Origin of the sequence: Psychrobacter sp. UBA3962 (assembly GCF_002385225.1) — a bacterium.
Classification (GTDB): Bacteria; Pseudomonadota; Gammaproteobacteria; order Pseudomonadales; family Moraxellaceae; genus Psychrobacter.
In genome coordinates, this window is sequence record NZ_DGDC01000010.1 from 189,483 (window position 1) to 210,928 (window position 21,446).

A 21,446-nucleotide genomic window follows, 5' to 3' on the forward strand; every position below is an offset into this window, starting at 1 on the left:
GAGTTTTTTTCATCAAGTAGAGCAAAATGCCCTTATATTATTAGGGATATTGCTTAGCCAGGGCGCTTTGTTTATCATGTCATGTTACAATTTATGATTGTAAGTAAAAAGAGGTTCACCAACCTCTCTCTAGGCTTTCTAAAAACTCACTGTCCAATCTGTAAGGAACATATAATGACTTTAAGCACCTCCTTTAAAAAGACCAAACTAAGTGTTGTATTACTGGCTACTGTCTTTGCTGCCTCTGCCTGCAGTACCCTTCCTTCAGAAACCTCCAATGCTAATGGCAAATCCGTTATTGTCGCTGAGACTAACCAAGCGCAGGGTACAAATAAAGCCAGTCGCTTAGATACTGCAAATTGGGCAGAAGATATCAAGGCTTGTAGTGATGATTATAAAAAACTAATCCAACCTGAAATCAGCAAGTTCTCTAGCCAAGCATTAAGTTATGATCAGTTGTTTAGTAAAAGTGCGAGTGGTATAGATTTAGCCAACCAACTACCACAAACTGAATCGGTAGAATGTAAGCAACAAGCTTTAGCGATAGCTGAGCAAATGAATCAGGCGAAAGTTGAAGCAGCTCAAAATGAGCTAAACAAGAGCAACTTGTCTGAAGCAGATAAAAGAGCGGCATTATCCAATTTACTTTATGCACAGCAAGCCTTGTTCTTTAGTTATGTTCGTCATGGTTTGATTTCTAGCGATGAAAAAGACGTGCAACTGTGGCTACAAGCCAATGATATTTGGAATCAGTGGTTAAGTGAGCCTATCGCTTTTTCTAATGCGGATGCGATGGTGAAAACCTTAATGACCAATAGAGCCTTACTTTCGACTGTGGGTCAATTAACTGATTATTTGGAAAACTATAATACTGAATTACAGCAGCAGCCTAAGAAAAAAGAGCTGCTATTAAACCAAACTTTAATTTTCTTAGCCCAAGCTGAAACCAATAATAGAGAAGTAAGCAAGTCGCTCGATAAAGCAGTAGATTCTCTACCTTGGTTAAAAACAGTGACCACGCAGCTAAGCGATGAAAATGAAGCTAATAAAAACTCCGCACAAAAGCTTAGCGTGAATGAAACGGAGGAGGCCTTGCTTAAGGTATTACAGCGTGATGAAAGTGAGTATTTTACTCAGTTATTAAAGTTGACTGCCTTAAGATACCAAGACATTAATGAAGAAAAGCTTCTTGAAAGTGCTAAAACCTTCTTAACAGAGGAAGTAGAAGACTTAGCCTTAAGTGAGCTGCTAGGGGCAATGGACTATGCCAAAATGGGTGATCGAGAGTCTAGTAAACGTTGGTTAGATAAAGCATTTACTCATAGTGATATTGTGAATGAAATTTGTCAGATACCTGACCTAAATCCTGCCAGCTTAAACCCTTTCTTCAATGAGAAAGATGGCAAATGGTTACTAGATGAAATTAATAAGCAATGTAGCTAATTGACTAGCCTGGTTTAATAAAGAGAAAAGGCTCAGTGTTTATAACTGGGCCTTTTTTTATAGCCTTACTAATGGCAATTTTCTATAGGTTTAACGGTCTGTAAAGTTTACCTATCTACAGAATAGTTAGCTTATTTAGTCGGCAGACCGGTACCACACTCACCCGGGGTATGGCTGATGGCAGTTGCAGTGGTGCAGGCCATACAGGCATTGCCAGCAGTCTTATAGCTGACTTGACCATTAGGGGCCTTGTGTTTAACACACACTGGATCATATTGCATGGTGCACATGGTTTGTTCTTTATCCGGAGTAAAAGGGCCACACTGTGCTACTTTAGTGCTGTTACCGGAGTGATTGGCATCAGGAGTGCTAATGGGAGCAGGCGTCTGGGTATGAGGAGTTGAGTTAGAATCTTCTGCCGTCACACAGCCTGTAGCCAGTAAACCTGTGGTAATCGATAAAGCCATAATTTTTGAAAAATTAAATAGCTTATGGCGTCTTTTTTGAATCAATGCCGTCATAATGATTCCTCATCCTAATTGAGTGTTGAGTTATTTTAAGCTTATATCTTAGCAAAAAAAATAGCCTACCCAAGGTAAGCTATTTATGTATCTTGTATTCAAAATATTACTTTTATCTAAATGAGATAAAAGGGTCTATTTTTGTTCTGTACCCGTTTGCACATACTTATCAAAGTTATCTGCATAATCGTCTAAGTTATCACTTAACATTTGACGATACTGCTTGGTATAAAACTCAATGATTTCATTTTTTTCTGCGGCCAAATCACTGCCTTTAACGAAGCCAATAGAGGCGACAGAAGCACTATAGCGGGCGGCTGCATATAATAATGAAGCACCCACTTGACCTGAATGTGATTCAGGGCCTAACTGACTGTTGGCAAGCTCAATAATGGCATCAGCACGTTTATAAAAAGCTTCAATGTCTTTTGATAGCTTAGGATCTTCGTTGTTGTTAGGGGTATCGGTCATAATGATCAACTTTAATTTTATTGATTAAATGGGTTAAATACAGCTCCCAAGCTTGCAGCTATGAGTGCTGTATTTGCATGCTTTAGATATTAGCGTCTGCTCTTAATAGCTCTGCTTTGTCTACCTTTTCCCAAGTGAAAGCAGTCTCACTACCTTCACGACCAAAGTGGCCAAAAGTAGCTGTTTGCTGGTACATAGGCTGTAGCAGATTTAGCATATGAGTGATGCCATAAGGACGTAGGTCGAAGTGAGTACGGATCAACTCAATAATGACTTCACGGCTTACTTTAGCAGTGCCAAAAGTGTTCACTGCAATTGATGTCGGTTCAGCAACCCCAATCGCATAACTGATCTGAACTTCACAGCGCTCAGCAAGGCCGGCGGCAACGATATTTTTTGCCACATAGCGACCCGCATAAGCAGCACTACGGTCAACTTTCGAAGGGTCTTTACCACTGAATGCACCGCCACCATGACGCGCCATACCACCGTAAGTATCTACAATAATTTTGCGACCCGTTAAGCCGGCATCACCCACAGGACCACCGATAACGAATTTGCCAGTTGGGTTAATATGATAGCGAGTGTCTTTGTGCAGTAGCTCAGCTGGGATAACTTGCTTGATGATGCTTTCCATAACCGCTTCATGCAAGTCGGCTTGAGATACATCTGGATCATGTTGGGTAGATAAAACCACAGCATCAATAGCTGAGGGGATACCATTGGCATATTTTAGAGTCACTTGAGCTTTGGCATCAGGGCGTAACCAAGGTAGCTCACCAGAACGACGTAACATAGACTGACGTTCCATTAAGCGGTGGGCATACTCAATAGGTGCTGGCATCAATACTTCGGTTTCATTGCTGGCATAACCAAACATTAGACCTTGGTCACCGGCACCCTGGTCTTCTGGGTTTTGACGGTCAACCCCTTGAGCGATTTCAGGAGATTGTTTACCAATCATATTGATAACCGCACAGGTATTACCATCAAAGCCTAAATCTGAATGGTTATACCCAATTTCATTAACTGTCTCACGAACAATGCGTTCGATATCGATATTGGCAGTGGTTGAGATTTCACCAGCTAAAACTACTGCCCCTGTTTTAACTAAGGTTTCACAGGCCACACGGGCGTGTAAGTCTTCACGCATAATTGCATCAAGCAAAGCATCTGAAATTTGATCTGCCATTTTATCAGGATGGCCTTCACTTACAGATTCTGAGGTAAAAAGTTGATAGTCATGCATAGTAGGAGAGTCACTTATATTCAGGATTCAGGAGCTTGGATTCAGGAATTGAGATTTTAGCACGGCAATGACGCTTTAAAAGTCATTACGGTATGATGGTAAAATCAAACAAGATAATCATAAAAATTTAAATAGCCTATTTTACCCTTAACTCACTGAAAACTCTAGTGAGTTGACGCTATTGATGGGTTTATGTTCTACATAACAGGTCTTAAAGGCGAGGCGGTGCTTATTATAATTCTGCGAAAGCCTGCTTGTCTTTAAACATACACTCTTCATAGACCGGACAGGCCCCACATTTTGGAGTGCGCGCTTGACAGGTATAGCGGCCATGCAAAATAAGATAGTGATGGGCATCGACAAGATAATCTTCAGGTACCCGCTCTAATAGCTTTTGTTCTACGGCAAGCACAGTCCTGCCAGTGGCAAGGCCAGTACGGTTGCTAACGCGAAATATATGGGTGTCTACGGCCATGGTAGGATGACCAAAAGCTGTGTTCAGGACCACGTTGGCTGTTTTTCGGCCCACGCCTGCCAGTGCCTCTAAATCTTTACGGTTATCTGGTACTTGGCTGTTATGCTTCTCAATTAAGTCTTTACAAGCCTTCATGACGTTTTTGGCTTTTGAATTAAACAGGCCTATGGTCTTGATATACTCTTTTAACCCTTCTTCTCCTAGAGCATAAATGGCTTCAGGGGTATTGGCTACCGCATAAAGCTTACGGGTAGCTAAGTTGACGCTAACGTCTGTGGCCTGGGCCGATAAGATAACCGCTATAAGCAGCTCAAAGTTGCTGCTATATTCAAGCTCAGTCACCGGCTCATCAATGGCTGCCGCTAACTTTTCAAAAAAAGGGCGTACGTTACGATTGGGCAGCCGTCTTGAGGGAGGGGTCTGTGCTGTTTTATGTTTAACAACTTTACTCATTTTAATTTAATGTCTCGTCAAATTTACCTATCATTGAAAATAGAGAAAATCAGCATTTAGGCTAAATCCCTATTCACTAAGCTCGGCCAACTGCCGTTTTAAGTCGTCTAATTCTGCTTGTTTGCTAGGGTTAGGGCGTATGCTTAGCTGTTTTTCTAGCTTTTTGATTTTGGTGCGTAGCTTTGCTCCAGCAATGGTGGCTTTGGCTTGAGAGGCATCGATATCTAAGCTTTGGTGTGAAGCATTACCTATCATGGTCTCGATAACACTGGTCACTGGCTTAGCATGGGTTTTATCTGCCATTTGCTCTGCCACACGATTGAGATGATTGTGATAGCGATATCGCAGATGTGCTTGTTCTTTTTCTCTAAACTCAGCCGTTTCGGTAGCAGGGTCACGAGGCACTTCAATAAGATCAATGCAATCCACAGGGCATGGGGGGAGGCATAGCTCACAGCCGGTGCATAAGTCGCTGATGATGGTGTGCATGTGTTTGCCAGTACCAATAATGGCATCTACTGGGCAGGCAGGAATGCACTTAGTACAGCCAATGCAATCATCTTCTCGTATCACTGCGCGCACTTCAGTAGGGCGACTGGTATTAGGATCTACCGGCCAGGCAGACTCACGAACGGGTAATACTTCTCTGTCTAGTACTTTCGCAATGGTATCACTAACCGGCTGACCGCCAGGCACACACTTATTGTGCGGCTCATTATCTACCACCATAGCAATGGCGTAGGGCAAGCAGCCCTCAGAGTGGTCGCATAGCCCACACTGAGTCTGAGGTAAGGTGGCATCAACTGTGGCAATCTTTTGACGTTGGTGTTGCGTCAGGCGCTCAAGCCCAAAGCGATTAAATAGAATAGGAAGGTCGTCTAATCGGTCAGTGCTCACGAGTACCTCATCATAAATAGCAATTGAATAACTTAAAAAGTCAGTACCGACGGGCACTAACCAAAGAATTATGGTAATACTTTAACAGTCGTTAGTTAATCGTTGAACCCTTCATTTGATCTGCAATTGAGCAGTGTCAACGGTTTACTTAACGTTTGGATACCTGAAAGCTAGGATCCAATAAATAAATTATTGGCCAAAATAGGGTCTATCTTTAGGCGACTGGTTTGTAGCTGCTGACCCATTACGGGTTTTTGAAACAGCAGGTTGGTCGCTTTTGCGGCCTCATCGATGCTATAAAAACACCCCACACCTTGGGTTTCAGCCAGTTTTGGATGCTTCTTAAATAGTTTAGCAACCCAATTCACATGATCGCTAATTTGAGTTTTAGCCGTTAGTATCTGTGCGGCTAGGTGACTAAAGTTGGCGTGCGAGCCTTGCCCTTCAGATTGGGTATCTTCATCGATAGCTAGCGCGACCTGGCCCCCGGTCATTGCCAAATAAACTTCTGCTAGAATTTCCGAGTCTAGTAAAGCCCCGTGGAAGGTACGGTCCATTTTACCCACGTTAAGACGGCGTACTAGAGCATCTAGAGTGTTCTTTTGACCCGGATACTGCTGTTTGGCCATTACCAAGGAGTCAGTAACGGTAATCTTCTCAGCAAAGTCGGTTAGCCCAACTTTATCAAACTCCATGGATAAGAAGCTGATATCAAATGGGGCGTTATGGGCAATAACTTCCGCCCCAAGCATAAATTCATAAAGGGGCTTAGCCACTTCTTTAAATTTAGGTTTGTCCGCTAAGAAGGCCTCTGAGATACCGTGAACTCTAATAACCTCATCATCCATACCGCGCTCAGGGTTGATATAGACGTGTAGCTTTTCGCCAGTAAACTTGCGGTTCACAAGCTCAATGATACCTACCTCAATGATTCGGTCCCCTTTTAAAGCATCCAGACCTGTGGTCTCGGTATCCATAATCAATTGACGGCCACTTTGCCCTCTATTAATAGGTTCAGGTAATAGCGGTTTAAAGTGAGGGTTGGCACGACTGGTATCGCCATCAAACTCAATCTCTTGCATCTCGTTTGATTGCTCTTGAGTCGCTTGGGCTGTCTCAGCATTATTTTGTAGGTCTGGTATTGAACTATGAGGCAAAGGCTGTGAAACTGGCGAGTCGGTATGAGGGTTGCCAAACTGTGCTGCCAAAGCCGCTTCTTCTTCAGCAGACATCTCATCAAAACCTAGAGGATCATCTTTAATCCAATCATTACTGTCTTGAAAGTTGTTATTTTCCGAGTTAATCATATTGCTTGGGGGTCTCGTGGTGTTATTAGGATGAACGTTTGATTCATCAACAAGGGGGGAGGTCGGTGTTTGCGCTTCAGAAGTAACTAAGTTTTGTGAGTTATTTAGTTTTTTTTTAAGCTCATCGCTATTATTAGGACTAGAGGCAATAGAGTCAGAGGAAGATAGAATGCCACGGTTGGCCAGCTCATCTGCTTTTTCATTACCTTCATGACCAGCATGGCCTTTCACCCAGTGCCAGCTAACATCACGGTTGGCTTGTAGAGCATCTAAGCGTTGCCATAGTTCTTGGTTTTTTACCGGTTTATTGCCAGAGGTTTTCCAGCCTTTATTTTTCCAGCCTTGAATCCAAGAGGTAATGCCATTTTTAACATAGCTTGAGTCGGTCCAAATCTCTAGGTGCTGATTATGAGGGCTATTTTCTAAAGCCATAATTGCTCCCATCAACTCCATTTGGTTGTTGGTGGTATGAGCTTCGCCGCCAAAATACTCAATTTGACGACCATCACTAAGCACTAATAGAGTCCCCCACCCTCCAGGACCAGGATTTCCTTTGCAGGCACCATCAGTGAAAGCGATAGTGGTATTGGGCTTAGGATTAAGTACAGACATAGCGACTCACTCTGGCTAAAAAACAGCAAAAATAGTTAACGCCTAGTATAGCAAATATGACCTACTTATTTGAGTTTGCCTGTTTAATATATTTACCAATAGTCACAACAGCGATAACAAGTTTGCTAAAATACGGTTAATTATATTGAGCTACCGGAACTTTGCCTTGAAACCATTAAATCTATCAAAAATTTATTCGACCGTACTCCTATCAGGGGTAGCCTTATTGGTAACCGCTTGTGATAAGTCTGAGACAGCCGACCCTGCAGTGAGTGCTGATACGGCGGCTGAGACTTTAAACTCTGAACAAAGTATTAAACACCATGCTGATATGTTTTCAGGCTGCTATACCGTAAGTAAAGATGAGCCACCACAGATTAAGGTCAGCCAGCAGACACAAGGCTTAGTGATGCAGATGAAAGAGCCAAAATCTGCCAATAGAGTTTGGGATGACCCAGAGCCATTAGAGCCTATCGCTATTGATAAAGTATCAAAATACTTTTCAGTTGATGAGAAAAACGTAGAAGGGGTAATCGGTCGACCAGATCGAGTATTCGTTGTTGCTCAAGTTAAACAGGCCTATGTGAATATTGATCCGACTTTAGACAGTCCGTATCTAGGTTATATTTTGCAAGGCTCCAATACCATTTATAAAGTTGAGTGCGATGACACCCCAGCAGATGAGCTAATAGAAAACCCACATCAAAATGAAGAGGGTGTGGGTAATATCGTGATTAAGCCTGCAGGCAAGGTTGAGAGTTAAGTTGCTTTATTAGAAGTAACAATATTAAAAGTAATAATTATTTGAAAGCACAAATAATATCAAAACATTGCAGGCATCAAGAGTTAGCTTTTAAGTCATTTGGCAATTAGGAATAAAGAAAATGGGTTTTTTAAATTATTTATTAATGGGAGCCTTGGCTTATGCAGCAGGCTGGGCGGTTCGTCTTTATGTGTTAGAAAAAGGCCCAAAACCTGAGCAGCCTTATAGCCTCTCGCATCCTAAGATCAAAATTTATTTGGCAGCTTTTTTTGGGATTATGTTGCTGATATCTGCCTTATTAGGCAAGTTCGTGCTAGGGCATGAGGGGCTAGATGTGGCTTTTGTTATTGTTAACAGCTTAGTGGCTACCTTTGTGTTCTCTTTTGGTCTAAGCCCAGATCATATCCGACACGACCTACCTGATTAAGCGTCTTATCTAAGTTATCTGGCGCTACCTAATTAAAGTGGCATAAAAAACCCCATAAGTTAACTTATGGGGTTTGTTTTATTGTGGAAAGATAAAATTTAAGTTTAAGGCTCAACTACCTTAACGCCCTCTTGGGTTTCTACAACTTTAGAGCCAGCAGGGTGAGTAGAGGTCTCAACAACAGAGATATAAGCATCTGCGTTATTGTTATTATTGATGTCTACCGGAGTCAATTCTTTTTGTTTGACTACTTTAACAGGCTGAGAGGCTTCAATGGCGTAAGCTTGTTCAGGAGTTACGATAGCAGGTCCACGGCTCGACTCGACGGCTTGTACGGCTTTTTGTTTATCCGTTTGATTATCAAAGACGTTTACTAAGTTACGATACTTTGAGGTAGGCACAGCAACAGGACCTAAGTTCGCGCCGCCGCCTAATACTTGATACAGCTCAATTTGGTTATTGAGACGCTCTTGTTCTAAATTCAAGATAGACTGCTGAGTTGAAAACAGTGAGCGCTGAGCATCTAGTACTGCAAGATAATCGTCAACTTGAGCTTTAAAGCGCGCTTCAGAGATATCAAATAGACCTTGATAGTTCTCTTGTAAGCGGTATTCAGCTTGGGTTCTTTGGTCTAGTGTTGCTCGATCAGCCAGTACGTCATTCACCTCTTTAAAGGCATTTTCGACAGCACTTTCATAATTGGCAACGGCTTGATCACGCTCAATTTGTGCCACTTCATAGTTGGCATCGCGTTGACCGGCATCAAATAAAGGCAACTTAATAGAAGGGCCAAATGACCAACCTGCAGAGCTGCTCTTAAATAAGTCAGATAAATCGTTACTTGAATAGCCAAGGTTACCCGTCAAGCTAATTGACGGATAATAAGCAGCTCGAGCTACTTCAATATTGGCACCAGCAGCTTTTAAGTTGTATTCAGCTTGAAGTACATCAGGACGGTAGCGTAGCAGATCACTAGGCAAGCCAGCACTTAATACTTGGCTAGAAGCAATAGCTGGTACTGCAGGTTCTGGCAGCATATCATCACTGATAGGAGCACCGACTAAGAATTTAAGGGCATTTCTAGCTTTCAAAACACCACTTTGAGCATTCAAGGCAGCAATGCGAGCGGTTTCAGCAGAAGCCGCTGCTTGTAGAGAAGGTGCTTTTGAGTCAATCCCAGCATCTAAACGAGCTTTGGTGATACGCAGTGATTCTTCACGAGTTTGTAGGGTGCTCACCGCAAGCTCTAGCTGCTTTTGCTGATAGCTTAGATTGACATAGCTCTTAGCGATATTGGCAATCAAGCTGACTTGAGCGGTATCTCTAGCTGCTGTGGTACTTAAATAGTTTTGTAGCGCTTGATCTTTTAAGCTGGCAACTTTGCCCCAGAAATCAAGCTCATAGGCAGCCAAACCAAGACCAACATCAAAGACATCAGTACCGTTGTCATAGCCACGTTGGCTTGTACGGGTGTAGCCGCCGTTAATACCTACAGAAGGCGCATCACTACTATCGGTAATGCGGTATTGAGCTTGAGCCTTCTGGATGGCCAAGATCGTCTGCTTAACGTCTTTGTTATTATCCAGGCCCATTTGAATAAGCGCTTTTAGCTTAGGGTCGGTATAAAAACTCTGCCAACGTACTGCGGCAAGACTAGAGGGGACTTGGTTATTCCCATATAGCTCGTAATTTTCCCCTGGTAAAAGAGGAATATTAGGACGAGCAACCACCGGACTTGTATCGGCAGTCGGTACTGTCTGACAGGCGCTAATAGCGACTGTCAAAGCAGATAAACCAAATAACCGTGCCCATTTATTAGATCTATTCATAGCAAGTGCACTCACAGCTCGACTTTTAAGAATTATATTTGATTTTACAGATGTCGTCATTGAGTGTTATCTCCAAAATTGGCTGGGGTAGAGGTAGTGCTGGTGTCTGTAGTCGCTAATGCTGGATTAGGCTGAGTTTGAACACCGGTACCGGAACCATTATTAGTGCCATCCCCTTTATACTTAAATATAGTACGCACCCATACATAGAACATTGGGATAAAGAAAATACCTAAGAAGGTTGCAGTAAGTACACCACCTACAACACTGGTACCGATGGCATTCTGACTTCCTGCCCCTGGACCGGTTGCTATGTACAGTGGTAATACCCCTAAACCAAATGCCAATGAAGTCATGATAATCGGACGCAGTCGCTGACGAGCAGCAAGCATAACCGAATCCTTCAAGGACATTCCAGCTTCTTGGTGTTCTTTAGCGAACTCAATAATCAAAATAGCGTTCTTAGCTGACAGACCTACAATGGTTAATAGACCCACTTGCAAATAAATATCGTTTGCAAAGTCTCGGAACCAAGTAAACATGACAGCCCCTAACACCCCTAATGGTATCACTAAAATAACCGAAAAGGGCACAGACCAACTTTCATATAACGCAGCTAGACATAAGAAAACAACTAAGATGGATAAGGCATATAGCATGGGCGCTTGTGCCCCTGACTTTTTCTCTTCTAGAGACATGCCTGTCCACTCATAGCCAACACCTTCTGGAAGCTGTTCAATCATTTGTTCCATAGCGACCATAGCTTCACCGGTACTTAGTCCAGGTGCTGCGCTACCCTGAATGTTCATCGATGGGAAACTGTTATAACGAGTCAAACGAGGTGAACCGTGTTGCCATTCGCTGTCTGAGAAGGCATCGAATGAAATCATGTCACCTTGATCGTTACGAACATACCATTTGTTGATGTCTTCAGGGTTGGTGCGACTGTCAGCCTCACCTTGTACGAACACACGTTTAATACGACCTCTGTCTACGAAGTCATTTACGTAAGCTGAACCCCAAGCAGTAGAGATAACCCCATTGATAGAAGACAAAGGTAAGCCATAAGCCGCTGCTTGTTCTTGATTGATATTAACTTTCAATTGAGGGGCGTCTTCTTGGCCGTTAGGACGGACCCCAGTAACTTGGTCGCTTTGACTAGCTATACCCAATAATTGGTTACGAGCGGCGGTTAGACCGTCATGTCCGATATTACCCACATCTTGCAGCATTAGGTCGAAACCACTAGCGTTACCCAGCTCAGTAATAGCTGGCGGAACGATGGCATAAACCTGTGCTTCATTAAGCTGAGTAAAGAAATAGCCCATGGCTCGTCCAGCTACTGCTTGCGCTGTATTCTCTTCACCTACGCGGCCATCCCAGTCAGATAAGCGAACGAACGCCAGACCCATGTTCTGTCCTTGACCAGAGAAACTGAAGCCTGCAATAGTAAACACCGACTCTACGTTATCAGGTTCTTGAGTATCATAGTAGTTGGATACTTTATCTAGTACAGCCTGAGTTTCATCCAAAGATGAACCTGGAGGCAATTGAACTAGAGTTACCATAATACCTTGGTCTTCTTCTGGTAAGAAAGAGCCTGGAATGCGCATAAATATTACCGCCATAAGGCCGATAATTGCTGCATAGCCTAAAGCATATAACAATTTATGGCTAACGCTCTTACCAATGATATTCTCATAAGAATGGCTAACCTTCTCAAAGCTACGGTTAAACCAACCGAAGAAGCCTTTTTTATCTTCACCATGGTTCTTTTGGCGTTTAAGTAAGGTGACACATAGTGCTGGCGTGAAAATCAAAGCAACGATCGCAGACAGCACCATACTGGTAATTAGGGTGATCGAGAACTGACGGTAAATAACCCCTGTTGATCCTCCAAAGAAGGCCATAGGTACGAATACCGCTGATAAAATCAAGGCAATACCAATAACTACCTTACTAATTTCACCCATTGATTGAATGGTAGCGTCTTTAATGGAAATGTGAGGATCTTCTTCCAAGATACGCTCAACGTTCTCAACAACAACAATGGCGTCGTCCACCAGTAGACCAATGGACAGTACCATGGCGAACATGGTCAGTACGTTAATACTAAATCCAGCCACATATAGCACCGCAAAGGTTCCTAACAGAACCACTGGTACCGCCAGTGTTGGAATAACTGTTGCACGCCAGTTCTGCAAGAATAAGAACATTACCAAGAATACTAAGATAATGGCTTCGATTAGAGTCTTAACCACTTGCTGAATTGATAGCTTAACGAATGGAGTAGTGTCATAAGGAACTACAGAGACTAGCCCTGAAGGGAAGTTAGCTTCAAGCTCAGCCATACGCTCTTCAACCAACTGTCTGGTCTCTAGGGCGTTTGATCCTGGTGCTAGTGAAATACCAATACCTGATGATGGCTTGCCATTGTAAAGCGCGCTAACACTGTAGTTTTCACGACCAATTTCAACGTCAGCCACATCTCCTAAGCGAACTTGAGCGCCACTGCTATCAGTTTTTAATAGAATGTTTTTAAATTCTTCAGGCGTTTGTAAATAAGATTGGACGGTCACTGTAGCATTGATAACCTGTTTGTCTGCAGCAGCAGGAGCTTGTCCTAATTGACCTGCTGAGACTTGGGCGTTCTGGGAACGAATAGCATTGACGACATCACCAGGAACTAAGTTATAGCTACGTAAACGGGCAGGGTCTAACCATACGCGCATCGCATAGGCTGAACCGAATAATTGTACCTCACCAACCCCTTCAACACGGCTAATTTGGTCAACGACGTTAGAAGCCACATAGTCAGCAATATCTACGCTGTCCATGGAGTTATCTTCTGAGATGAAGCCTTGAACCATTAAGAAGCCACTTGAAGACTTGTTAACGTTTACCCCTTGGCGCTGTACAGATTCCGGAAGCGCACTCATGGCTGCTTGTAGTTTGTTCTGCACTTGAACTTGTGCGGTATCAGGGTCAGTACCGTTCTCGAAGGTTAGAGTTACTGAGCCACTACCACTAGAGGAGCTCGATGATGACATATACATTAAGCCATCAAGTCCCTTCATACGCTGTTCAATAACCTGAACAACAGAGTCCTCAACGGTTTGCGCGTTAGCACCAGGATAAGAGGCACTAACACTAACCGTTGGCGGTGCAATACGAGGGTACTGCTCAATCGGTAAGTTAATGACCGCGATTATGCCCAGTAGCATGATTAAAATTGATATTACCCATGCAAAAATAGGGCGGTTAATAAAAAATCTCGACATGATATTTTCCTAGTCTGCCTATTTTTGAGTTATTTTGCAGCGTTTGTCTCAGCCGTTTCTTGCTTTTGAGGCGCTACCGGGCCTTTTGGCGTCCCAGATTTATTGGCTACAGGGCCTTGTGCTTGGGCTGCGCCTTGTTGTGGAGCAGTGCCTTCTGCTTGATAAGGCTTACTAACCACTTCTTGCTCTGGGGCTACTTTAGAACCACCTACCACAACGATGTTCTCACCTGTTTGTAAGCCATCGGTGACAACCCAATTGCCGTTATAGGTACCATTCACAGTCACATCACGAACCTGGATTTTATTGTTTTGGTCAACGATATAAACTTGAGTATCGCCTTTAGGCGTACGAATTAATGCACTTTGCGGTAATAAAACAGCGTTGTTAATTAGGCCTTGAATTAGACGCGCTTTGACATACATGCCTGGCAGTAACATATAGTTGTCATTTTTGAAAATAGCTCTTAAGGTCACTGCGCCAGTATCTTGATCAACTTTAGCCTCTGCTAAAGACATCTGACCTTTAATAGGGTAGGTACTACCATCTTCTAATACCAATTCGACAGTGTTGTTGCCTGCTTGAAGCGCGCCACTGGCTTGTTGTTGTTTTAATTTTAATAACTCAGAGGAAGATTGACTGATATCTACGTAGATAGGATTAATCTTAGAAATAGTAACCATAGGATTAGCTTGGTTAGCATTTACTAACGCACCGGCAGTCACATTAGAGCGCTCTGAAATACCAGAAATTGGGGCTCTAACGATGGTACGATTCAAATCTAACTGAGTACCTGAAAGTTGAGCTTTGGCAGTATTCACGGCGGCTTGTGAGCTTGCAATGTTAGCTTGTGCTTGTTGAGCGGCTGCTTGGGCACTGTTTAAACCGGCTTGAGCCGTTTTCAGCTGGGTAACTGCTTGTTCGTATTGCTGAGCGGAGATAGCCTGCTGAGACACTAACGGTTTTAGACGCTGAACATCCGCTTGAGCTTGTTCAAGTAAGGCTTTTTGTGATTCTATATTGGCAACTGCATTGTTATAGCTTGCTTTAGCGGTTTGAACGTTTGCTTCAGCTTGTTGTACTGCAGCTAGATTAGCGCCTTGGCTAGATTGGTAGTTTTCAGGACTGATTCTGTAAAGGGGTTGGCCTTTTTGAACCATGCGACCTTGCGGATAAAGGATCTCGTCCACAACACCGGTTACTTGAGGTCTAATGTCGGCTACCTCATAGGCTGCAGTACGACCCGAAAACTCGTGAACTAAAGGTACCGTTTGAAATTGGACGGGCATAACATTCACAACTGCAGGTGGCATCTGTTGCTGAGCAGCTGCAGCATTTGCTTCGTCTTCTTTTTTATCACAGCCTGCAAGGAATAGACCGGATACAGCTAAACTAATAGCGAGGAAAAGGTGCGAGTGTTTCATGTAATAAAACCTTAATAGTGGGTCATCACAAGCAATGTTTTGCTAGCTTGTACGCAAGAGGATGGTGTGTATTTACAAATTACACGTACTTTAGCAATGAAAAGCTAGATGCTTGTTTTAAATTTGTAAATTTCGTAGTGACTATGCTTTTATCTTTATAGTTTATAAATTAATAGGACGCTTATAAAGCTTTTTATCAGCATTAGTTTCTGTAACACCGACCACTTTAAATAAAAAACATAAACTTTTTATTAAATTAAAAAGTTAGTTGAGAGGAGGTACGGCGACTCTTTGCGAGCAAGTCACTACTTTTTTATAAGTAAAAACTGACAATAATTTTAAAATAAAAACGACATTATATATTACAAGTGTAATGTATAACAAATATTAAACTACAAATACTGTGATTTATTTGGTTGTTTATAGCTATAAATAATAATTACAGCTAAAAAAATAAGCTCAGAAGACTTTGCATCTTCTGAGCTTATGGTGCTATTTATCAGGTTCTTAAAAGCTTTATCAGGTTCTTAAAAGCTTTATTAGGTTCTTAAATGCTATAAACCATCATACAGCAAAAAGCAGGGGTTTATTATGCCAAACGCGAGCTGGCAAGTTCGGTTAATTGCCATAAGCCTTTGCGATACTGGTTATCAGGAAGCTGACTTAAGGCTTGTTGCGCCAAACGAGTTTCTTCTAAGGCACGTTCACGACAGTAAGCCAGTGCTCCTGATTCTTGAACCAGTTTAATTAAACCTTGAGCGTCATCAACTTTACCGGTCTGAACCGCAATACGTAATTTATTATATTTGGTTTCATCGCTTTGTTTTAATAAACGCAGGGCAACAATGGTCGGTAGGGTAGGCTTGCCTTCGGCTAAATCGTCGCCTAAGTTCTTGCCCATAAGCTCGCTGTCCCCACTGTAATCCAGCACGTCATCGATAATCTGGAAGGCATTACCGAAGTGTTGACCAAAGTCACTAAAGGGCTGCATAAACTCTGGTTTATCTCGTAATATCGCCACGCCAGTCGTTGCCATCATAAACAAACGTGAGGTCTTACCGTCAATAATACGCATATAATCGTCTTCAGTGGCCTCAGGATTGTGCTGGTGTTGTAGCTGTAGTACTTCACCTTCTGCAATATCACAAGTACCGTCTGAGAAAAGCTTTAATAAAGGCAGGCTTTGAAAACCAACCAATAAATTAAATGCACGTGCAATTAGGTAATCGCCAACCAATACCGCAGTGGGATTGTCCCAAGTGGCATTGGCTGTAGGGCGACCGCGGCGCATACCCGACTCATCAATGACATCATCATGTACCAAGGTGGCGGTGTGCAGCATCTCAGTAATCGCGGCTAGATGCATGGCATCTTCAGACTGCTCATCTTTACAAAGTCTTGAGCACAATAAGGTGATAAGAGGGCGCATACGCTTACCGCCAGCATTGATCACATGTTGAGAGACACTCATTACCAACTGAACTTTAGAGTTTAAGCTGCCAAAGACTTGCTTATCCATGATCGCAAAATCATCAGCAATAATTTGTTGGATGTCAGCATAATCCAGGATTGGAGCTTCACTAAATAATGGAGCTGAGGTTGCAGCAGTAGGTGATGATGCGGTATTTGATGTGGTCATATTTACGGTCAACTAAAATTAGAATAATGAAAAGTTATTATATAGTGATTCAAATCTACAGTGGGTCAATTAACTTAGCAACTAATGAGCTTAAGATTAATTCAGACACCCAAAGTTTGATACAACCACTAAGCGTCTATATAAGTATCTATTATAATCTATAGCACTACTTATCCTATAAAAATGATTGCGAGTTAACTATTAATCTTTTTTAGGATAATAGCTTTTTAAGATAATAGTTTTTTAAGTAATTAAGTTCTCTAGCTAGGCTAGTAGCCTAACAGATTTAAGTTTATCAATTGCCATTCTAATATAGTTTTCACTGCTCAAGAGTTCTATATCGTTTTAGCATTGTTAACAAAGGCCAGTTAGTCGTTAGCTATTAATGGCGTAACGCATAATAACATAGGCCTAATTTTCATTCATCTATTGCAATTTGGGCCATAAGTGCGTAAAATTCCGTCTTCATATTCAAAGCTTATGGCAATAACGCATCAGCCAATAATAAAGGATGACTTTATTTGTTGGCCCGCCGGAATTGTTCTAAAGCTATTTTTCTGTAACTTTCCCTGTCGTGTACGTAGATCAGGCAAAAGCTGAAGTGTTATTTTGAATACTTTCAGGTATTTGAGTAACCACGGCACACGGGTTAAACGGAGTCATAAGATGTACGCAGTTATTAAAAGTGGTGGTAAACAGCATCGTGTAAGCGTTGATGAACTACTAAAAGTTGAGCTACTTAAAGCTGAAAAAGGCGAAACCATTAAAATCGAAGACGTATTAATGGTTGTTGATGGCGATGATTATAAAATTGGTCAGCCAGTTGTTGAAGGCGCAAGCGTTGAAGCTGAAGTAGTAGAACACGGTCGCGGTAAAAAAATCCGTATCGTTAAGCACAAGCGTCGTAAGCATTATCATAAAGAGCAAGGTCACCGTCAGTGGTACACGCTTCTTAAAATCAAAGCGATTAATGCTTAATAACTGGTAGTTTCCCTTTACAAGTATGTAGATAGCTGGCGTTACATTAAATAATTTACAGTATTGATTTGATGTCCTAATATTGGCTATCTATATAGTATAAAGTTTTTATAAATTAGTCTCAGTAAGGAGATTTCTCATGGCACATAAAAAAGCCGCAGGTTCAACTCGTAACGGTCGTGACTCTAACCCAAAAATGCTTGGCGTAAAAGTATTTGGTGGTCAAGATGTTGTGGCTGGTAACATCATCGTACGCCAACGTGGTACTGAATTCCACGCAGGCGAAGGCGTAGGCATGGGTCGTGACCATACTCTATTTGCTCTAACTGATGGTGTTGTTAAGTTCGATACTAAAGGTAAATTCAACCGTCGTTACGTTTCTGTTCAAGAAGCTTAATTTACGGCTAATTAGCTTGTTGCAATTGGCGAGAAGTTAATTAAATGAATTTTGGTAGGATTATCAATCCAACCAAAAAAAGCCCTGATATTTTTATCAGGGCTTTTTTTTGGCTGTCGTTTATTTTTCATGACTGTCGTTTATTTTTTATAGCTGTAGTTAACCAGTTAATCACAGACCAAATGTTAAAATTTATTACAGAAATAAAGGATATGACACAATTAAGCCTATAAAGCCATGCAAATCATAACTGCGTAACAAGCCAGAAGTTTTTTTTGCAATTATCTTCTAGTCAGGTAATAAAAGAAATGGCACACTACTCAGCAAGTTATAAGTAGCGCGGTTTATTTGAAGGGCTATCCACTACTTATATTTTTGATCGACTTAATTTAGTACGATTTGTGCTATTGCTTACTAGTAAGAAGTTATAATAAACGAAATTGTATTTTACTTTTTAAGTTGTGGCAGTATTGCACTTAACCATTGAAGGAAAATGAAATTATGAACACTGAACTAAATGATAATAACAAGACAAAAACTATGATGAAAAAAGTAATGGGCACAGCACTATCAGGGGCTTTAATCTTTGGCATGCCAGTTATGGCAGTATCACAAGCGGCACAAGCAGCAACAGCTGCGGATAATTTAACAGCGGCTAAGCGTTTAAATACTCTATTGAGTAATACCAAGAGTATGACAGCTAATTTCACTCAAACCACCAAAGGGGCAAATGGGGGTAAAAGTGGTCTAAGCGCTAAAAACGGTACTTTCTCAGGTAATGTGAGCCTGCAGCGCCCTAATAATTTCCGCTGGAATATTACATCACCTTCTGAACAGCTTATTGTTACTGATGGCAGTGCGCTTTGGGTATATGATAAAGATTTAGAGCAAGTTACTCGTCAGAATGCTGATCAACAGCTAGGCAATACTCCAGCTTTATTATTATCTGGCGATCCAAATAAAATCTCTCAAAACTTCAAGATTACTCAGCCAAATGCTAAGAAGAACTATTATGTGTTATACCCGAAAGCTAGTGGTAGTAACTTCAATAGCTTAGCAGTAAGCTTTAATGGCGGTAAACCAGTAATGATGGTATTAAACGATTCATTGGGTCAGGTAACCTCTATTAAATTTAGTAATGTGAAGCTAAATGGCAGTATCCCAAGCAGCCAATTTAAATTTACTCCACCAAAAGGTGTAGATGTTATTAATCAATAATCAGTAAGCTGATTAATGTAAAAAATAAAAGGACTCAAGCTTAAGCTTGAGTCCTTTTCGGTTATGTTACCTTGTTAAAATCTCGTTGTTTAAAAGATATGTTAAACTCATTGAATACACAAAAGGTTTAAATCCTTTTTATTAAAGCCTATATTAGGAATTAATAAAGAGTCATTAAGATTTAGAATCTAATAACCAATGATACTTGAGGTTGAAATGAACCCCGCAACAGTAAAGTCACCACCCAAACGTTCAGAACAAAAACGCGCGCGTGAGACGAAGTGTAAGATACTTAATGCTGCCTTAAAGGAATTCTCTGCTGCAGGTTTTGAGGGCGTGTCAACACGAGCTATTGCCAGCACAGCTGGGGTAAACCATACCCTTATCACTCATCATTTCGGTACTAAAGAGGATCTATGGAAAGCGGCAGCTGAGGCTATATTTGATACTTATACCGAGCAATCAGAAAAATATCTTCAAAGCCTTGGCGATTTAGAACAACCACAAAGAGTACGTGAGTTGTTGAGACACTATATTAATTTTAGTGCAGAATTCCCGGACTTTCACCGCTTTATGATTCAAGCCAACCGGGGAGATTCAGAGCTGCTCAATTGGTTTACAGACCAGTATATCCAGCCGTATTCAGACTCTGAGCTGGATCTGTTTAAGCAGGCGCAGAAGCTAGGATTAATGCCTAAGGGAGATAGCTTGCATGTGCGTTATTTATTTATGGGTGCGGTCACCTCGATATTTACCTTTGCGCCACAGTTTAAGCGTTTATCAGGCACAGATCCGTTCTCAAAAGATATTGTCGAGCAGCATATAGACTATATTTTCACAATTTTTGCTGATAAAGATCGCCAGGCTTAAAATATAGATAGCGAGGGCTAGCCATTTTTTGCAAATAAAATTAAGCCAATCATAATAATAGCAATACCTGCTATTCCTAGAACTGAGGGCATGGGATTGTTCAAAAACACCATGCCACCTACTAGGGCAAATATCACTTCACTGGCTTGTGTCGCATCGACACCGGCGACCTCACTTGAAGTTTCCGCTCGTTCTCGAGCAAATAAGAAAATACTAGTAGCAATAACGCCCGATAAAAAAGCCACTAATAGAGTATTGGTTACTTGGCTAAAGTCGGGCAGTTTAGGCTGAATAAAAAGCCCTAAAATTAGCCAAAATGGCAGGCTGCCCATAGTCATCAGCCATACTTTATTGAATGAATTACTAAGTAAGTTAGTAGGGATAGTGGGAATCTTAGCTACTAAAGCTTCTAATTTAGATTTAGGCAGTTGTTCTACTTTTGGAACTGGGCTATCAGTATCAATATAGTCATCCATTTCAAGCGATACAATTCTAGGAGAAATGGTGGTCAAGGCTTCAAACGCATCAAAGCCTTCATTGTCCCAGTAGATTTGGTCTTTAGAGCGTCTGGCACTTTTGGCCTTTGTGATTTCTACTACATTTAATTGCCGAGAATTATAAGAAGCCTGCCAAACTAGCTGACTGCCGATAGGATAGCTGAATGAGGCAATAATACAGGGTAGAGCGCCATAAACCAGTACCGTTGTTAAGGGGATATCCATTATTGCCCCGGTGGGCATGGATAAAGCCTCACTAACGTTGACCAGAATAACCCCGATTAATACCAACAAGGCATAGAGGATGAGCTTTTTTTCAAACTTATGACCAAAAGCCATTAACACAAATAAACTGGCTACTACAGTGAACATGAAGGTAGCCGCTACCACCCAGCCACTGACATGATCAGCGGCATAACAAAGACCGGCATAAAAAACACCAAAACCGATGCTACCAGTCAGAGTCCAAAAGACCCAGTGATCTTTAAAAATTACCCACAGCTGCTGCAGACGCGAAGGTCCATGTTGCAGACCGATCATCACCGTTAATATGATTAACATGAATAGGTAACGCAGGCTTGAAGACCAAAACCAGTGTCCACCGGAGTTACTCATCAATTCGTTTAAGATATAGGTTGAACTAAAAAAAGCACTGGCGATTAAGGTAATCAAGATCAGCCTGACCATAAGGGGCT

Annotated in this window: 18 protein-coding genes; 7 read left to right on the forward strand and 11 right to left on the reverse strand. The window is 41.8% G+C overall.

Going from position 1 to position 21,446, the window contains the following annotated elements:
• Nucleotides 1–174: 174 nt before the first annotated feature.
• Nucleotides 175–1,443: a hypothetical protein gene (locus tag B3S92_RS02960; RefSeq protein WP_296202564.1), complete on the forward strand. Its 1,269-nt coding sequence runs from the start codon at nt 175–177 to the stop codon at nt 1,441–1,443.
• Nucleotides 1,444–1,574: 131 nt separating this feature from the next.
• Here B3S92_RS02960 and B3S92_RS02965 read toward each other — a convergent pair whose 3' ends face one another.
• From B3S92_RS02965 to dnaQ, 6 genes are all read right to left on the reverse strand, one after another.
• Nucleotides 1,575–1,964 (reverse strand): hypothetical protein, encoded by a 390-nt coding sequence (locus tag B3S92_RS02965; protein ID WP_077450913.1) that lies wholly within the window; start codon nt 1,962–1,964, stop codon nt 1,575–1,577.
• Nucleotides 1,965–2,099: 135 nt separating this feature from the next.
• Complete coding sequence (locus B3S92_RS02970) at nt 2,100–2,435, reverse strand: DUF3144 domain-containing protein (protein ID WP_296202568.1); 336 nt, start codon at nt 2,433–2,435, stop codon at nt 2,100–2,102.
• Nucleotides 2,436–2,517: 82 nt separating this feature from the next.
• Nucleotides 2,518–3,684: a methionine adenosyltransferase gene (metK, locus tag B3S92_RS02975; protein WP_296202570.1), complete on the reverse strand. Its 1,167-nt coding sequence runs from the start codon at nt 3,682–3,684 to the stop codon at nt 2,518–2,520.
• Nucleotides 3,685–3,916: 232 nt separating this feature from the next.
• Complete coding sequence (gene nth, locus B3S92_RS02980) at nt 3,917–4,612, reverse strand: endonuclease III (RefSeq protein ID WP_296202572.1); 696 nt, start codon at nt 4,610–4,612, stop codon at nt 3,917–3,919.
• Nucleotides 4,613–4,681: 69 nt separating this feature from the next.
• Nucleotides 4,682–5,509: an RnfABCDGE type electron transport complex subunit B gene (locus B3S92_RS02985; RefSeq protein ID WP_296202575.1), complete on the reverse strand. Its 828-nt coding sequence runs from the start codon at nt 5,507–5,509 to the stop codon at nt 4,682–4,684.
• 170 nt (nt 5,510–5,679) lie between these two features.
• Nucleotides 5,680–7,428, reverse strand: coding sequence for a DNA polymerase III subunit epsilon (dnaQ, locus tag B3S92_RS02990; protein ID WP_296202577.1), 1,749 nt, complete (start codon nt 7,426–7,428; stop codon nt 5,680–5,682).
• A gap of 166 nt (nt 7,429–7,594) precedes the next feature.
• Between dnaQ and B3S92_RS02995 the strand changes: the two genes are divergently transcribed.
• Nucleotides 7,595–8,191: a hypothetical protein gene (locus B3S92_RS02995; protein WP_296202579.1), complete on the forward strand. Its 597-nt coding sequence runs from the start codon at nt 7,595–7,597 to the stop codon at nt 8,189–8,191.
• Between the two features lie 121 nt (nt 8,192–8,312).
• Nucleotides 8,313–8,618, forward strand: a complete 306-nt coding sequence (locus tag B3S92_RS03000) for a hypothetical protein (protein WP_296202580.1) — start codon at nt 8,313–8,315, stop codon at nt 8,616–8,618.
• Between the two features lie 104 nt (nt 8,619–8,722).
• Here the strand turns inward: B3S92_RS03000 and B3S92_RS03005 are convergent, their stop codons facing one another.
• The 4 genes from B3S92_RS03005 to B3S92_RS03020 all read right to left on the reverse strand — a co-directional run bounded on the left by B3S92_RS03005 (nt 8,723) and on the right by B3S92_RS03020 (nt 16,791).
• A complete protein-coding gene (locus B3S92_RS03005) occupies nt 8,723–10,447 on the reverse strand; it encodes an efflux transporter outer membrane subunit (protein ID WP_296202582.1) in 1,725 nt (574 codons plus the stop codon).
• A gap of 56 nt (nt 10,448–10,503) precedes the next feature.
• Nucleotides 10,504–13,728 carry an efflux RND transporter permease subunit gene (locus B3S92_RS03010; protein ID WP_296202584.1) on the reverse strand — a complete coding sequence of 1,075 codons (3,225 nt, stop codon included), beginning with the start codon at nt 13,726–13,728 and terminating at the stop codon, nt 10,504–10,506.
• A gap of 29 nt (nt 13,729–13,757) precedes the next feature.
• The gene (locus tag B3S92_RS03015) at nt 13,758–15,152 is read right to left on the reverse strand and encodes an efflux RND transporter periplasmic adaptor subunit (protein WP_296202586.1); all 1,395 of its coding nucleotides are present in this window, start codon (nt 15,150–15,152) and stop codon (nt 13,758–13,760) included.
• A gap of 589 nt (nt 15,153–15,741) precedes the next feature.
• A complete protein-coding gene (locus tag B3S92_RS03020) occupies nt 15,742–16,791 on the reverse strand; it encodes a polyprenyl synthetase family protein (RefSeq protein ID WP_414706981.1) in 1,050 nt (349 codons plus the stop codon).
• A gap of 666 nt (nt 16,792–17,457) precedes the next feature.
• On the opposite strand from B3S92_RS03020, the gene rplU reads away from it, so the two are divergent.
• From rplU to B3S92_RS03040, 4 genes are all read left to right on the forward strand, one after another.
• Nucleotides 17,458–17,769 (forward strand): 50S ribosomal protein L21, encoded by a 312-nt coding sequence (gene rplU, locus B3S92_RS03025; protein ID WP_028858485.1) that lies wholly within the window; start codon nt 17,458–17,460, stop codon nt 17,767–17,769.
• A 139-nt stretch (nt 17,770–17,908) separates the two neighbouring features.
• Entirely contained in the window at nt 17,909–18,166 is a 258-nt protein-coding gene (gene rpmA, locus B3S92_RS03030; protein ID WP_007393804.1) for a 50S ribosomal protein L27, read from the forward strand.
• A gap of 501 nt (nt 18,167–18,667) precedes the next feature.
• Complete coding sequence (gene lolA, locus B3S92_RS03035; protein ID WP_296202595.1) at nt 18,668–19,384, forward strand: outer membrane lipoprotein chaperone LolA; 717 nt, start codon at nt 18,668–18,670, stop codon at nt 19,382–19,384.
• A gap of 216 nt (nt 19,385–19,600) precedes the next feature.
• Complete coding sequence (locus B3S92_RS03040) at nt 19,601–20,254, forward strand: TetR/AcrR family transcriptional regulator (protein ID WP_296202597.1); 654 nt, start codon at nt 19,601–19,603, stop codon at nt 20,252–20,254.
• 17 nt (nt 20,255–20,271) lie between these two features.
• On the opposite strand, the gene B3S92_RS03045 is transcribed toward B3S92_RS03040, so the two are convergent.
• Nucleotides 20,272–21,438, reverse strand: coding sequence for a multidrug resistance efflux transporter family protein (locus B3S92_RS03045; RefSeq protein ID WP_296202600.1), 1,167 nt, complete (start codon nt 21,436–21,438; stop codon nt 20,272–20,274).
• Between the last annotated feature and the right edge of the window lie 8 nt (nt 21,439–21,446).

Coding starts and splice junctions, on each gene's coding strand:
- B3S92_RS02960 (WP_296202564.1), top strand. CDS start 175: ATGACTTTAAGCACCTCCTTTAAAAAGACCAAACTAAGTGTTGTATTA.
- B3S92_RS02965 (WP_077450913.1), bottom strand. CDS start 1,964: ATGACGGCATTGATTCAAAAAAGACGCCATAAGCTATTTAATTTTTCA.
- B3S92_RS02970 (WP_296202568.1), bottom strand. CDS start 2,435: ATGACCGATACCCCTAACAACAACGAAGATCCTAAGCTATCAAAAGAC.
- metK (WP_296202570.1), bottom strand. CDS start 3,684: ATGCATGACTATCAACTTTTTACCTCAGAATCTGTAAGTGAAGGCCAT.
- nth (WP_296202572.1), bottom strand. CDS start 4,612: ATGAGTAAAGTTGTTAAACATAAAACAGCACAGACCCCTCCCTCAAGA.
- dnaQ (WP_296202577.1), bottom strand. CDS start 7,428: ATGTCTGTACTTAATCCTAAGCCCAATACCACTATCGCTTTCACTGAT.
- B3S92_RS03000 (WP_296202580.1), top strand. CDS start 8,313: ATGGGTTTTTTAAATTATTTATTAATGGGAGCCTTGGCTTATGCAGCA.
- B3S92_RS03005 (WP_296202582.1), bottom strand. CDS start 10,447: ATGAATAGATCTAATAAATGGGCACGGTTATTTGGTTTATCTGCTTTG.
- B3S92_RS03010 (WP_296202584.1), bottom strand. CDS start 13,728: ATGTCGAGATTTTTTATTAACCGCCCTATTTTTGCATGGGTAATATCA.
- B3S92_RS03015 (WP_296202586.1), bottom strand. CDS start 15,152: ATGAAACACTCGCACCTTTTCCTCGCTATTAGTTTAGCTGTATCCGGT.
- B3S92_RS03020 (WP_414706981.1), bottom strand. CDS start 16,791: ATGACCACATCAAATACCGCATCATCACCTACTGCTGCAACCTCAGCT.
- rplU (WP_028858485.1), top strand. CDS start 17,458: ATGTACGCAGTTATTAAAAGTGGTGGTAAACAGCATCGTGTAAGCGTT.
- rpmA (WP_007393804.1), top strand. CDS start 17,909: ATGGCACATAAAAAAGCCGCAGGTTCAACTCGTAACGGTCGTGACTCT.
- lolA (WP_296202595.1), top strand. CDS start 18,668: ATGAACACTGAACTAAATGATAATAACAAGACAAAAACTATGATGAAA.
- B3S92_RS03040 (WP_296202597.1), top strand. CDS start 19,601: ATGAACCCCGCAACAGTAAAGTCACCACCCAAACGTTCAGAACAAAAA.
- B3S92_RS03045 (WP_296202600.1), bottom strand. CDS start 21,438: ATGGTCAGGCTGATCTTGATTACCTTAATCGCCAGTGCTTTTTTTAGT.